The following is a 13,199-nucleotide window of genomic DNA, read 5'->3' on the forward strand; positions in this document are numbered from 1 at the left end:
GTACACCATCTTGTCCGGCCCGGTATTCTCTGCTATATTAATTCTTGAACCCCAAAGTTATCAACAATTTATCAATAGTCTGTGGATAATAAATCCAAGGGTGGCGTTGGGATTGTTAAGAAATAAACTTTCTGAAATTTGGAAAGATGTCTTAGAAATTCTGCAACAGGAAGTTGATGAACATAACTACTCGGTCTGGCTAAATGCGGCGAGCCCGCTGGCCTACCACGATGGAACGCTGATAATTTTAACTCATAATGACTTCTCCCGGGAGTGGCTGGAAACCCGCTTTAGTACCCTTATTCGATCGCGCCTCGAATACAAGTACAACCGCAGCTTTTCCCTGCGTTTTGTAACGCCGGACAGCAGGGAGAACATCCTTCTGCCGTCCAGGGGGGAGAACCAGCCTTCACTAAATCCCAAATACACCTTCGACACCTTTGTTGTAGGCAACAGCAACAGACTGGCGCATGCCGCAGCTCTCGCAGTAGCTGAGGCACCAAGTAAGGCCTACAACCCGCTCTTTATCTACGGTGGCGTTGGCTTAGGCAAAACCCATCTGATGCACGCCATCGGCCATCATGTATTAAAGAACAACAGGAATTTCAGGGTCGTCTACGTCTCATCAGAAACATTTACCAACGAGCTGATCAACGCCATCAAGGATGACCAGAACATCGAATTCCGCAACAAATTCCGCAACGTAGACGTTCTCCTGGTCGATGATATCCAATTTTTAGCAGGAAAGGAGCGCACCCAGGAGGAGTTCTTTCATACCTTTAATACACTGCACGAAGCCAATAAACAGATCATCATTTCCAGCGATCGAACGCCCAAAGAGATACCGACACTGGAGGACCGCCTCCGCTCCCGCTTTGAGTGGGGCCTCCTAGCCGACATCCAACCGCCCGATCTGGAAACGAGAGAAGCCATCTTAAGAAAAAAAGCTCAACTGGAAAACCGCGTTGTTCCAGACGAGGTTATCCGATTTATTGCCTCAAAAATAAAATCCAACATCAGAGAACTGGAAGGCGCCCTTCTCAGGGTGATCGCCTATGCATCACTGCACCAGAAGGAGATCACCCTCGATCTCTCGAAGGAGGCTCTCAAGGACCTCTTCGCAGGCAGCAGAAAACAGAACATCACCATCGGCCTAATCCAGAGGGTTGTCGCCAAACACTTCAACCTCAAAGTAGAAGACTTAAAGTCGAAGAGGCGCACCCAGGATGTGGCCTTCCCGCGCCAGATCGCCATGTATCTGGCCCGGGAACTTACAGAAGACTCCCTTCCCGTTATCGGACGGGAATTCGGCGGCCGGGATCACACCACTGTGATGCACGCCTGCGACAAAATAAAAGACCGAATTCAACAAGATATTAACACTGAAGACACCATCAACAAACTCATCGATATGATCAAAACATCATCTTGATATTTTTTTAATCCACAAACAATCCACACACAATAAGCACCCTTTTCCACATATAATTACACATAGAAAGTAAATGGCGAATACCATCACATTGACACCTAGAGAGTACTATTAAGTAATATTGCACATTTTCCAGCACCCTATTACTCCTCCTCCTCCGAATGATCGGAATTAAATATATAAATTACATAAGAAAGTTATAACAGAATTTGTAAGCTTTGTGATATCATTACTTATGAGGAGGTTATCTTTTTGAAGATCAGCTGTCGAAGGGAGAGTTTAACCAGCGCCCTGGCAGCGGCCTGCAAAATTGTTCCTGCCCGTCCGAGCGCGCCGATATTGAGCGGCTGTCTGATTTACACCGACGATAAGGGCCTGGTCGTCCAAAGCACCGACCTGGAAGTCAGTCTGACGTTATGGATCCCCGCCCATGTCGAGGAGGAGGGCTGTGTCGTCGTCCCCGTCCGTTACCTCTATGATCTGCTGCGGCGGATACCCGATGAGGAGCTGTCCCTTTCCTGGAACGAGGAGAGCAGGCTGTTGGATGTGACATACGGATCGTCGCTGAGTAGGCTCCATACCTGGATGCCGGATGATTTTCCACCTTTACAGGCGAGGGCAGTGGGGCAGGAGCTGAATTTACCCGCTGCGAGGTGGAAAAGTTGTGCCTGTAAAACTCTCTTCGTAGTCTCTCAGCAAGAGACCGCTTTCAACTATTCGGGTGTCTACTTTCGTTTCCTGGACGAAGAAATCCATGTGGCTGCCACCGACGCTTACAGGCTTGCTCTTTTCAAGATGGCCAACGAGAGCTCAGTTAAGGGAACGAGCATCCTGATCCCGGGCCGCGCCCTGGGTGAGTCGGTGAAGCTGGTGGAGGAAGGGGAGAACCTCGTCATCACCTGGGACGATCAAGCTGTCAGCTTCTCGGGAGCTAGCTTTTTGCTGACGACCCGCCTCATCGACTCCGGTTTTCCGGATTACGAGATGGTTATTCCCTCCGATCCCCTGCTCGAGGTGCAGGTGGAGAGGAAACGGCTGCTGGACACCCTGGAGAGAGCATCGCTCTTCGTTTCCCAGCGCGAGCACTACGCGCTCGCCTGTTTGAAAGTAGAGGGGGACAAGCTCACCGTAGCCGCTCAGGCGGACGAAGTCGGTTCCTTAAAGGAGACCATTCCCCTGGAGGAGGGAGCGGGTAATTCCTGCGAGGCCAGCTTTAACGCCAACTACCTGCTGAGCCCCCTTCATGTGATGGAGCAGGAGAAGGTTTCGCTCTCTTTAAATGGCTCAAGCGGTCCTGCCGTTTATCAGGAGGAGGGGGATGATGGCTCATATCTGCACCTTGTCAGCCCTGTGTGCCGTGCTAGTTAGGCGGTCAGGCGACCGATGCTGAGTTATATAAAGCTTATAAACTTCCGCAACTACAGAGAGATGGAATTCAGCCCCGAAGAGGGATTTCTCGTCGTCTCAGGGCCCAACGGTTCGGGTAAGAGCAATCTGTTGGAGAGCATATTTTACCTGGGATCCGGTTACTCTAACCGCCAGGTGCGCGATGAGATCCTGATCAGGTGGGGGGAATCTTTTTTTTCGCTTAAGGGAACGGTTGTGCAGGGCGGCCTGGAATACGCTCTAGAGATCGTCTACAGCAGCGAGCTGAGGAGAAAGGTGTTCAAGATTAACGGAAAGAGGTCGCGACCGGGAAGCGCTGCAGGCATCCTGCCCGTTGTTATCTTTTCCCCGCAGGATCTCTCCCTCGTTCAGGGGGGACCAGTTTACAGAAGGCGCTTTCTCGACCTGCTCGTCGCCCAACTGCGCCCGCAGCACTCCGCCGATCTCTTGCAGTACCGTACAGCCCTCCTGCAGCGCAACAGACTGTTGCGGGGCTCCGCCTTCGCACCGGCCGAACTGCTGCCCTGGGATGAGCAGCTGGCGGCCATCGGCGCTAGAATCTGGAGGAGAAGGATCGACGTTCTGGAAAGGTTGCTTTTTTTTTGCAGCGATTCGTTCACCTCTTTAAGCGGTGGAGGTGTGCTCACTGGAAGGTATCTTTCCAGGGTTGCCGGCGGAGGCTGTGCATCAACAGAAGATCCCGAGTACAGGAAGAACTTTCTAAAGGCGCTGCAGCGATCGCGGGAGGTGGACAGGAGGCTTAAGGCGACGACGGTCGGCCCTCACCGGGATGACTTTCAGCTGCTCTTTAATGGGCACGAGGCGCGTTTCTTTTCATCACAGGGTGAGCAGAGGTTGATGGCTCTGGCGCTGAAGATGGCCCATTACCGGCTGCTCTCAGCCGAGCGCGGGGCCGATCCCGTGTTGCTGCTCGACGACGTCTTCTCGGAGCTCGACGAGAGGCGCAGAAGGCTGGTGTTCGAACAGATCCGGGGCGGCAGCCAGGTTATTGCCACAATGTCCGGAATGCCGCACGGCGGTTACAGCAGGAAGGAGCAGCTGACGGAGAGCATCACCCTCTATCGTTTCGAAAAGAGGGTATAATATTTGCTTTGGGAGGTTAAAAAAGGGATGTTTCTGCACATCGGCGGTGAGGTGATGGTTCCCTTAAATGAGCTGATTGCGATAATTGATCTGGAGACGGGACGGAGAAGGGAGGTCAACTGCGAGTTCTTGAATTTTGCCGCTGGGGAGAAGCAGGTGGTGCACGTCGGCAGGCCTGAGCGGGGGAAAAGCATCGTTGTGACCAAGCGCCGCATATACTACTCCCCGATTTCGGTGGACACCCTGACCCGCAGATCGCAGCTGCAGATAGCGGGGAGACCGGAATGAAGCAGGCGCTTTCCCTGCTTCTTCTATTGGGAAAGATAAATGTGTTATAATACTACGGGTTTTAATGGATTTCATGCGTTTGGTTCCAAGCAAACCGTCCGGTTGTTACGGCAATGAGGAGGCAGTATGGTGCAACAGAACGGCAGAGAGAGAAGCGGCTGCGATCGGGATTACGACGCTGCCCAGATCGAAGTGCTGGAAGGTATGGAGGCCGTGCGGCGCCGTCCGGGCATGTACATCGGCAATACGGGAGCGCGCGGCCTGCACCAGCTAGTTTTTGAATTGATCGATAACAGTGTCGATGAACACCTGGCCGGGTATTGCGACCTGATCGAGATTACTCTGCACAGGGACGGCAGCGTTACGGTGAGAGATAACGGCAGGGGGATTCCTGTTGATATTCACCCACGCACTGGCAGGCCGGCCGTCGAGGCTGCTCTTACCATGCTGCACGCTGGCGGCAAGTTCGGCGGTAACGGTTACGAGATTTCCGGCGGTCTGCACGGGGTAGGTCTGTCGGTCGTCAACGCCCTCTCCCGCTGGCTGCTGGTCGAGGTGCGGAGGGACGGGAGGCGTTATCAACAGCGCTATGAGCGGGGTCAGGTGAAGTCCCCCTTAAAGGACGCCGGGGCTGCCGAGGGAACTGGAACCACGGTGCGCTTCCTGCCGGACGGACAGATCTTCTCCGAAAGAAAGTTCAACAGGGAGTACATCACTGCCCGCGTCCGCGACCTTTCTTATTTGAATAAGGGACTTCGTTTTGTCCTCGTGGATGAGGTGACCGGTGATCGCCAGGAGTTCTACCACGAGGGGGGTATCGCCGATTTTGTCCGGTCGCTGAACAAAAACAAAGAGGTCTTGCACCAGGACCCTTTGTACTTCAGCGATAAAAAGGACGGGGTGGTGATTGAGGTTGCCCTTCAGTACCACACCGGATATACGGAGGGCATCTATTCCTACGTCAACAACATTCACACCCAGGAGGGGGGAACCCACGAGGCCGGTTTCAAGGCCGCTCTCACCAGAATCATCAACGACTACGCCAAAAAGAGCGGATATCTTAAGGAAAACATGGAGAAACTCAGCGGTGAGGACACCCGCGAGGGCCTGACCGCCGTCCTCAGCGTCAAACTGAAGGAACCGCAGTTCGAGGGGCAGACCAAGACGAAGCTTGGCAACAGCGAGGTGCGGGGCATCGTCGAGTCGGTCGTCAGCGAGCATCTGGAGGAGTTCTTTGAGGAGAATCCGGGGCCCTCTAAGCTGATCGTCGAAAAGGCTGTGCAGGCGGCGAGGGCGCGGGAGGCGGCGAGGAAGGCCCGGGAGTTAACCAGGCGCAAGACTGCTCTCGATCACATCAGCCTGCCCGGGAAGCTTGCCGACTGTACGTCGAAGGACCCGAGGGAGTGCGAGCTCTACATCGTCGAGGGGGACTCGGCTGGTGGTTCGGCGAAACAGGGGCGCGACCGGCGCTTTCAGGCGATCCTTCCCCTGCGGGGCAAGATCATCAACGCCGAGAAGGCGCGCCTGGACAAGATGCTTTCCAATGAGGAGATCAAGAGCATCATCACCGCTGTGGGAACCGGAATTCTCGATGACTTCGATCTGAAAAAGGCGCGCTACCACAGGATCATCATCATGAGTGACGCCGATGTCGACGGCTCCCACATCAGGACCCTGCTGCTCACCTTTTTCTACCGCTACATGCGGCCGCTCATCGAGGCGGGGTACGTTTACATCGCTCAACCCCCCCTCTACAAGGTGCAGAAGGGGAAGAGGATCGAATACGCCTACAGCGACCGGGAGCTGGAGAAACTGCTCCGGAACTGGAAGACCGACAATGTGACAATCCAGCGCTACAAGGGTCTGGGAGAGATGAATCCGGAGCAGCTCTGGGAGACCACCATGGATCCAGAGAGGCGCACCATGCTCCAGGTAACCCTGACCGATGCCATGCTGGCGGATGAGATCTTCACCATCCTGATGGGGGAAAAGGTGGAGCCCAGGAGGGAGTTCATTCAGGCCCATGCCCGCGATGTCAGGAATCTGGATATCTGAGGGGTCTGCGGACTGAAGACGGCCGCTTTAAAAAAAGGGAGGGGGGAGGGGATTTACCCGCAGGTATTCCTTGAGGAGTAGTTTAAAGAAACAGCCTGTTTTAAGGTTGTCAGCGTGCATAGGGGAGTAGCCGCAACCTGGACGGCGACACCACGGCGTTAAGCCCGCCGGACGGTCGGATGGGGATCCGGGCAAGACCTTTGCATGGATAGATTTCCTGCAGAGGTCTTTTCTGTTGACAGAGAAATTACCATCTGTGAGGAGGAAGAAGATGCGAGAGAAATTGTGGCATACCATGGAGATCGAGGATCTGAGTACGGCGCTGGGTACCGACCCGGAGCGGGGTTTGAGCAGTGCGGAAGTGGAGAGGCGCCTTCAGGAGTTCGGCCCTAACGCCCTCAAGGAGCCGCCGCCGCGCAGCCTCTTTTCGATGGTGCTCGAGCAGCTGAAGGAGGTCCTCGTTTTGATCCTGATCGTGGCGGCGGTGATCTCGGGCGTTCTCGGCGAGTGGGCGGATTCCCTGGTGATCCTGCTGATCGTGGTGCTGAACACTATCCTGGGAGTTTATCAGGAGCGAAAGGCGGAGCAGGCCCTACAGGCCTTAAAGAGGATGACCAGGCCTACGGCCAAGGTGGTCCGAGGCGGGGTGGTCGGCGAGGTTGAGCTGGAGTCCCTCGTTCCCGGGGACGTGGTTCTGCTGGACGCGGGGGACTCGGTGCCTGCCGACATCAGGCTGACCGCTGCTGTGTCTTTGAGGATGAACGAATCCTCTCTGACCGGGGAGTCGGTCCCCGTCGAGAAGGATGTCGGGGTGCTGCCTGAGGAAGAAGTGCCTCTGGGGGACAGGAAGAACATGGCCTACATGGGGACCACGGTGACGGCAGGGCACGGGTGCGGTATCGTGGTGGTCACCGGAATGAATACCCAGATCGGCCGCATTGCCCAGCTGATCCAGGAGGCCCCCCAGGAGGTCACCCCCCTGCAGAGGCGCCTTGCCGAGCTGGGCAAGGTGCTGGGGATCGGAGCCGGGGTTTTAGTGCTGGTCGTCTTCCTGGCAGGCGTCCGCCAGGGAATGGACGTTCTGGGGATGTTCATGATCGCCATCAGCCTGGCGGTGGCGGCGGTGCCGGAGGGCCTGCCGGCGGTGGTAACCGTCGTTCTTGCCTTGGGGGTGACCAGGATGAGCAGGAGGCGGGCTGTCGTCCGCAGGCTCTCCGCGGTGGAGACCCTGGGCACGGTGACGGTTATCTGCTCCGATAAAACCGGCACTCTGACCAAGAACGAGATGACCGTCGTCCACCTCTATACGGAGGGGAGAATGCTGAGGGTGACGGGAGCGGGCTACCGGCCAGTTGGGGATTTCGTCGACGAGCAGGAGACGGCCGTTGACCCGGCAGCCGACAAAAACCTGAGGCTGCTGCTGCTGGGAGGGCTGCTGGCCAGCGACGCCTGCCTGGAAAACGGCGAGAACGGCTACCGGATCATCGGCGACCCCACCGAGGGTGCCCTGGTGGTGGCGGCGGCCAAGGCAGGGATAGTCAGGGAGGAGGCGGAAAGGGAGCATCCCAGGCTGGCGGAGATCCCCTTCGACTCCGACCGCAAGATGATGACCACCTTTAATAAAATCGAGGATGGCGTCTGGTCCTTCACCAAAGGGGCACCTGATGTGGTGCTCGAACGCTGCACCGGGATCCTTCAGGAAGGAGAGTTTCGCCCTCTCGACGAGGTGAGCAAGAGGCGCCTCCTGAGCGTCAATTCGGAGTTGGCCTCGCGCGGTGAAAGGGTGCTCGCCCTGGCGGCGCGCCTGTGGCCGGATGTGCCGGCGAACCCCACTTCGGAGAATGCCGAACGGGATCTGATTTTCCTGGGGTACTTCGCCATGCAGGACCCGCCGCGGCCGGAGGTCCGGAAGGCGGTGGACGTCTGTAAGAGGGCGGGGATCCGCACCGTGATGATCACCGGCGATCACCTGGAGACCGCCGTGGCCATTGCCAGGGCTCTGGGCATCTGGCAGGAGGGGAATGGCGCCCTTTCAGGCGACCGGCTGCAGAAGATGGACGATCGCCAGCTGGAAAGAGAGGTCAACCGGATCACGGTCTATGCCAGGGTTTCCCCGGAGGATAAGCTGCGCATTGTGGCCGCCCTGAAGGCTCACAACCACATCGTGGCCATGACCGGGGATGGAGTGAACGATGCCCCGGCCTTAAAGCGCGCCGACATCGGCGTCTCGATGGGGATTACCGGGACCGAGGTGGCAAAAGAGGCCTCCGATATGGTGCTGCTGGACGACAACTTTGCAACTATCGTCAACGCAGTCCGGGAGGGGCGCACCATTTACAGCAACATCCGCAAGTCGATCCAGTACCTGCTCTCCTGTAACATCGGGGAGATCGTCGCCATCTTTACCGCCGTTCTGCTGGGGCAGGGCAGCCCGCTGACGGCCATTCAGATCCTCTGGCTCAACCTGGTGACCGACAGCCTCCCGGCCCTGGCCTTAGGGGTGGAACCGCCGGAGAACGGGGTTATGGAGCAGCCCCCGCGGGATCCCCAGGAAGGGGTACTCTCCGGAGGCGTGGGCTGGAACATTCTCTGGCAGGGGACGATGATCGGTCTGATTTCTCTGGCCGTGTACCTGCTCGCCCTCTCCCAGGGCCGCACTCTCGAGGAGGCCCATACCATGACCTTCGCCACCATGGCCCTGGTGCAGCTGGTGCACTCCTTTAACATCAGGAGCTTTCGGGATTCCCTGTTTACCATCGGCATCGGCACCAACCGCTATCATCTCTCTGCCTTTGCCATCTCCCTTTCTCTGCAGGGTGTGGTGCTCTTCATCCCCTTCTTGAGGGGGTTCTTCGACACCGTTATGCTGAGACCAGGGGACTGGCTGACGGTGCTGGGCTTCAGCCTGATCCCCCTGCTGGTTGTAGAGACGACTAAGGCCTTCGGCAGGCTGAAGCAGGGACGCCTGCAGACAGGTTAACTATAACTGCTGGCTGGGAAAAGCCAGCAGGTGTTGCCGCCCAGGGTCCGGCCGCTTCGCGCGAGCGGCCGGACCCCGTTTCAGGGGCTCCTGGTTGAGGCGGAGGGGCAGAACCCCACTCCGAGAATGGGAAAAACCAAAATGAAGGGGAGTGAGGTTCATGAGAACAAGCATTGATTTTAAGTCAATTGCATCAGAAAGGGAGTTTACCTTCAAGGATTTGGTTATTCAGTGTCTGCGGTTGAATGTAATGTATGAGAGGTCATCAATGATTAAAAGAGCCGCTTTGTTGATCCCCTGCTCGATGCGGCGCAGTTGGTATTTATCCTGGGCTTCGGCCAACTTCATTGCCAGAGGCGGGGCTGTAATATGCAGACCCGGTGGCCATCCCTACAGGCAGCAACACCTAAACCGATAGATAGATGCGTTTTGCCTGTACTGGGGTTGCCAACCATTAAGATTTTCTACTAACCCTTTCTCGTGGCCGGCACCGGCATTGCAAAACTCGGAGTTGAATGCATAGTGGGCTTATCATACTAAAAAGTCTTTTTGCTTTTTTTTTACGTCCTTGCCCCACCCCTCCTTTACAGCTGTGCGCAGGTTGTCGTAAATCAGCCTCTTGGGTACCACACCGAAAAATTCAAATGCTCTGATGTGCCCTTTGATGAACGCTTCCCGGCGCTGGCTCGGAAAGGCCATTACAAATGGTATGGCGCTCATGCCAGCCGCATACAGAAAAGATTGGCTTTGATTTTCTCTCCGTTCGGGTGGAAGACGGCTTCTCCCCAGTCTACCTGAGCCGCTTCTCCTGGCTCGAAGGATAGGGGTATGTAAACATCTCGGATTGAAGGGCGCAGTTGCCCAACCAACCGGCGAATTGTGGATTCCGCTCCCTCATACCCTAACTCTTCCTGGAGCCGCTTAAAGATCCTGTGAGATCCACTCGAATCACTTCTCCTTTTCCTCCTGTCTCCCTGAGTTTTCTGCACCTCAAGGATACAGGATATTTTGATTCGGGTGGATCACTTTGTCGTGATCATTCCTTTAATTTTTGGATCAATTTAAGATTATCATTTACACCCAACTCACTATCAGCCCTAATAACAGTCATAAATCTTCTATATTTTACATCTCTCCAACACTCTTGGTATGCTATGGTGTGAATTAAGATTAAAGGAACAAGGGGGAAGAAAAGGATGACCACCAAATCCCTTACGGCCACAGACAGCAGCCAGGGGCTGGGTCTGGTTCAAGGTATGGTATTAACTTTGATCTTGGCCCTTGTAGCTAGAGAACTCTCCACCCTTCCCATCCTGAACATCATGGGAAGCATGGTGCTGGCAATCCTGTTAGGGTTTACCTGGCGCTCCCTCATGGGGATTCCGGAAACGGCCGCTGTGGGTGTTAATTATGCCAGTAAACAAATATTGCGTTATGGCATTATCCTCATGGGATTGAGGTTAGATATTCCCGGGATTCTAGCAGCCGGACCGCAGGCAATCTTATTAGACATTTTGGCTATTCTGATTGCTATTACAGTTATTACTTTTTTAGGAAAAAAAGCAGGCCTTAATAAGAGGCTAGCTACTCTGATTGCTATAGGCACAGGCGTCTGTGGTGCCGCTGCCATCGCCGCCGCCGCTCCCGTAATCAAGGCGCGCGATGACGAAACAGCTGTATCTGTGGCCATCATCGCTCTGCTGGGAACTTTATTTACCATATATCTATACGCTTCTTTACCCCTTACTTAACTTGACCCAGTTCCAGTATGGCCTTTTCTCCGGAAGCACCCTTCACGAACTGGCCCATGTCATTGCCGCTGCCCAGCCCGGCGGTGCTGCCAGTGTTGATTTAGCTCTTCTGGTAAAACTTGGCAGGGTAGCTCTTCTTGTCCCCGTAGTCCTACTGCTAGGAGTTATTTTTATCTCTGAAAATAAAACAGAGGCTGCTGAGAACTGGCGGCAGCTACCAGTACCATGGTTCATCTTCGGTTTTCTCGCCTTCAGCGCCATCAATACTGCCCAAATCTTGCCGTCTTTCCTGACGACTACCTTGATCCAGGGAGGGGTTTTCCTCCTTACCATGGCAATGGCCGGCCTCGGGCTTAACGTTAGCCTGGAGATGATCAAAAAAGTCGGCACTAAAAGCCTGGGAGTTGGCCTGGCAGGCTCCTTGATACTGAGTATTACAGGCTGGCTGGTCATCTCCCACCTGGCCAATTAAGTTAATATTTAGAGCATCAGCCTAGGCCGCCAAATTAATCCAATACTTTAAAAGCCTCTTTAGAAAGTAAAAGATCTAAAAAAGCTTCAGCTGCGGGGCTACGAAATTTATGACGGCTGTAAGCCACGCGCAACATCCGTTTAAAATCCACTCCCTGCAATCTTACTTCCCGGAGCAGGTTATTCCTGCTTTCTTTTTTAATGGCTAACCGCGAAATAATAGCTACCCCCAAGCCAGCTTCTACAGCTTCTTTAATAGCCTGAGTGCTACCCAATTCCATGGCTACCTTCAAAGACCAGAGTTTCACCCCTACCTTCTTTAATCCTTCTGCAGCTACTTGCCGGGTACCAGAGCCTTCTTCCCGAAGGATAATAGGTTCTGATTTCAATTCTTCGAGAGTAATCTCTCCCCGTTCGGCCCAAGGGTGCCGGGGTGAAACGATAATCACCAGTTCGTCCTGGAAAATATCTTCTTGAATTAAGTCAGGATGTTCCACCTGGCCTTCAATAACACCTAAATCCAGCTCGTGGGCCAAAACTCTCTGGACAATTTCCTGGGTATTAGCAATCAGTGAAGTTATTTCCACTTCAGGATATTTCTGCTTGTAATAACCTGCCACACGCGGCAACAGGTATTCACCAATAGTTCAAGGTAGCGCCTATTATTAGTTTTCCTTTGACCTTCCCGCTGACCTCGGCTACCGCCTTCCTGGCTTCATCGTAAAGTCGGCTAAGTTGCACTGCGTAGTGGTAAAGTACTCTTCCAGCTTCGGTAAGGGAAACACGGCGGTTGGTGCGGTCCAGTAAACGCGTACCAAAGTAGTCTTCCAAGGTCTGAACATGAATACTGATGGCCGGTTGGGTCATATGCAGTACCCGGGCAGCCAGCGAAAAGCTCTTTTGTTCTGCTACAGTCTTAAACACCAACAACTGAGTGTCCAGCAAAGCTTATCACCCTATAACTAGTAAATTACTGTTTAGCCCCCTAACGAGATTGAACAGTTAGACCGCAATCTATTACAGTTAAGTAAGGGGGTATGATTTAGTTGAACAGAAAACAATATTCACCAGAGATGAAAAATACAGATCGTGAAAGAAACCCTGGAAACGGGCGATGCCTCGATCGTGGCCAGAAGACATGATATTGCACCCAGCCTGGTCGCCCGCTGGGCAAGGTGCTATAAAAGCTACGGCACATTTTACCCGCAAAAGGAGGCACCAGGAACAAACGGCTCCTGTATTCCTCCTGATAACAAGAAACGGATGTTCTATATTTCTTTTATCAAAAAGTTGGGGCAGGTTTTCAAGCGCTTCTTTTTTCCAATTCTTTAACTGAGTGGTATGGACCCCATATTCCGATGATAGCTGTGAGAGGGTTTTCTCTTCTTTGAGAATTTCCAGCACGATCTTGCTTTTGAATTCCGGCGAATATTGTTTACGAACAGACATTTGGTTCTAAAAAACCCCTTTCTCGCTGTCTAAAATCTTGGGTTCATTATAGTAGCAGGCACCATGACAAATAAAGAGCTTTCGAAACGTTCCCTAAAGAAGTTACTTTAGGGGAGAAGGGTTCTTTACACTCTTTACCAGGTGCTGGAGCTGGAAGCCTTGCGGCTATTGGGGTGCGGGGATGGTATATGCTGGCAGCGCGATCTCTGCGAGGGGCAGTTCTGTTTGGCATTCCCGGGCAGTCCGGGTTATAATAGGCTTTAGTTGAATTCCAAGGAGGAAT

General features: G+C 54.0%; 12 protein-coding genes and 1 pseudogene. 8 read left to right on the plus strand and 5 right to left on the minus strand.

Annotated features, from left to right (window positions below):
- Positions 1–112: 112 nt before the first annotated feature.
- From dnaA to TPH_RS00030, 6 genes are all read left to right on the plus strand, one after another.
- Positions 113–1,432, plus strand: coding sequence for a chromosomal replication initiator protein DnaA (dnaA, locus tag TPH_RS00005; protein ID WP_028991234.1), 1,320 nt, complete (start codon positions 113–115; stop codon positions 1,430–1,432).
- A gap of 252 nt (positions 1,433–1,684) precedes the next feature.
- Positions 1,685–2,800, plus strand: a complete 1,116-nt coding sequence (dnaN, locus tag TPH_RS00010; protein ID WP_015049180.1) for a DNA polymerase III subunit beta — start codon at positions 1,685–1,687, stop codon at positions 2,798–2,800.
- Positions 2,801–2,815: 15 nt separating this feature from the next.
- On the plus strand, positions 2,816–3,922 hold the full coding sequence (recF, locus tag TPH_RS00015; RefSeq protein WP_015049181.1) for a DNA replication/repair protein RecF: 1,107 nt from the start codon (positions 2,816–2,818) through the stop codon (positions 3,920–3,922).
- Positions 3,923–3,949: 27 nt separating this feature from the next.
- Positions 3,950–4,210: an extracellular matrix regulator RemB gene (remB, locus tag TPH_RS00020; protein ID WP_015049182.1), complete on the plus strand. Its 261-nt coding sequence runs from the start codon at positions 3,950–3,952 to the stop codon at positions 4,208–4,210.
- Positions 4,211–4,336: 126 nt separating this feature from the next.
- Positions 4,337–6,265 (plus strand): DNA topoisomerase (ATP-hydrolyzing) subunit B, encoded by a 1,929-nt coding sequence (gene gyrB, locus TPH_RS00025; protein ID WP_015049183.1) that lies wholly within the window; start codon positions 4,337–4,339, stop codon positions 6,263–6,265.
- A gap of 271 nt (positions 6,266–6,536) precedes the next feature.
- Positions 6,537–9,245, plus strand: a complete 2,709-nt coding sequence (locus tag TPH_RS00030; protein ID WP_015049184.1) for a calcium-translocating P-type ATPase, SERCA-type — start codon at positions 6,537–6,539, stop codon at positions 9,243–9,245.
- 344 nt (positions 9,246–9,589) lie between these two features.
- Here TPH_RS00030 and TPH_RS16345 read toward each other — a convergent pair whose 3' ends face one another.
- Together TPH_RS16345 and TPH_RS00035 are read right to left on the minus strand one after the other, a co-directional pair.
- Complete coding sequence (locus TPH_RS16345) at positions 9,590–9,700, minus strand: ATP-binding protein (RefSeq protein WP_081578534.1); 111 nt, start codon at positions 9,698–9,700, stop codon at positions 9,590–9,592.
- 76 nt (positions 9,701–9,776) lie between these two features.
- Positions 9,777–9,965: a transposase gene (locus TPH_RS00035; protein ID WP_015049186.1), complete on the minus strand. Its 189-nt coding sequence runs from the start codon at positions 9,963–9,965 to the stop codon at positions 9,777–9,779.
- A 476-nt stretch (positions 9,966–10,441) separates the two neighbouring features.
- On the opposite strand from TPH_RS00035, the gene TPH_RS16125 reads away from it, so the two are divergent.
- Both TPH_RS16125 and TPH_RS16130 read left to right on the plus strand, forming a co-directional pair.
- Positions 10,442–10,996 carry a putative sulfate exporter family transporter gene (locus tag TPH_RS16125; RefSeq protein WP_248642566.1) on the plus strand — a complete coding sequence of 185 codons (555 nt, stop codon included), beginning with the start codon at positions 10,442–10,444 and terminating at the stop codon, positions 10,994–10,996.
- Positions 10,908–11,468 (plus strand): YeiH family protein, encoded by a 561-nt coding sequence (locus TPH_RS16130; protein ID WP_248642565.1) that lies wholly within the window; start codon positions 10,908–10,910, stop codon positions 11,466–11,468. The genes TPH_RS16125 and TPH_RS16130 overlap by 89 nt, the downstream gene beginning before the upstream one ends.
- A gap of 34 nt (positions 11,469–11,502) precedes the next feature.
- On the opposite strand, the gene TPH_RS00050 is transcribed toward TPH_RS16130, so the two are convergent.
- From TPH_RS00050 to TPH_RS14480, 3 genes and pseudogenes are all read right to left on the minus strand, one after another.
- Positions 11,503–12,087 (minus strand): LysR substrate-binding domain-containing protein, encoded by a 585-nt coding sequence (locus TPH_RS00050; protein WP_236608888.1) that lies wholly within the window; start codon positions 12,085–12,087, stop codon positions 11,503–11,505.
- Positions 12,088–12,103: 16 nt separating this feature from the next.
- Positions 12,104–12,412 carry a LysR family transcriptional regulator gene (locus TPH_RS15515; RefSeq protein WP_049886046.1) on the minus strand — a complete coding sequence of 103 codons (309 nt, stop codon included), beginning with the start codon at positions 12,410–12,412 and terminating at the stop codon, positions 12,104–12,106.
- A 321-nt stretch (positions 12,413–12,733) separates the two neighbouring features.
- A pseudogene (locus tag TPH_RS14480) lies at positions 12,734–12,916 on the minus strand (transposase); the annotation flags it as partial.
- Positions 12,917–13,199 lie beyond the last annotated feature (283 nt).

It is taken from the genome of Thermacetogenium phaeum DSM 12270 (assembly GCF_000305935.1).
Taxonomy (GTDB): Bacteria; Bacillota; DSM-12270; order Thermacetogeniales; family Thermacetogeniaceae; genus Thermacetogenium; species Thermacetogenium phaeum.

What these genes read in the sequence shown, in the direction of transcription:
- recF (WP_015049181.1), top strand. Translation starts at nt 2,816, where the DNA reads ATGCTGAGTTATATAAAGCTTATAAACTTCCGCAACTACAGAGAGATG.
- remB (WP_015049182.1), top strand. Translation starts at nt 3,950, where the DNA reads ATGTTTCTGCACATCGGCGGTGAGGTGATGGTTCCCTTAAATGAGCTG.
- gyrB (WP_015049183.1), top strand. Translation starts at nt 4,337, where the DNA reads ATGGTGCAACAGAACGGCAGAGAGAGAAGCGGCTGCGATCGGGATTAC.
- TPH_RS00030 (WP_015049184.1), top strand. Translation starts at nt 6,537, where the DNA reads ATGCGAGAGAAATTGTGGCATACCATGGAGATCGAGGATCTGAGTACG.
- TPH_RS16345 (WP_081578534.1), bottom strand. Translation starts at nt 9,700, where the DNA reads ATGGTTGGCAACCCCAGTACAGGCAAAACGCATCTATCTATCGGTTTA.
- TPH_RS00035 (WP_015049186.1), bottom strand. Translation starts at nt 9,965, where the DNA reads ATGAGCGCCATACCATTTGTAATGGCCTTTCCGAGCCAGCGCCGGGAA.
- TPH_RS16125 (WP_248642566.1), top strand. Translation starts at nt 10,442, where the DNA reads ATGACCACCAAATCCCTTACGGCCACAGACAGCAGCCAGGGGCTGGGT.
- TPH_RS16130 (WP_248642565.1), top strand. Translation starts at nt 10,908, where the DNA reads ATGACGAAACAGCTGTATCTGTGGCCATCATCGCTCTGCTGGGAACTT.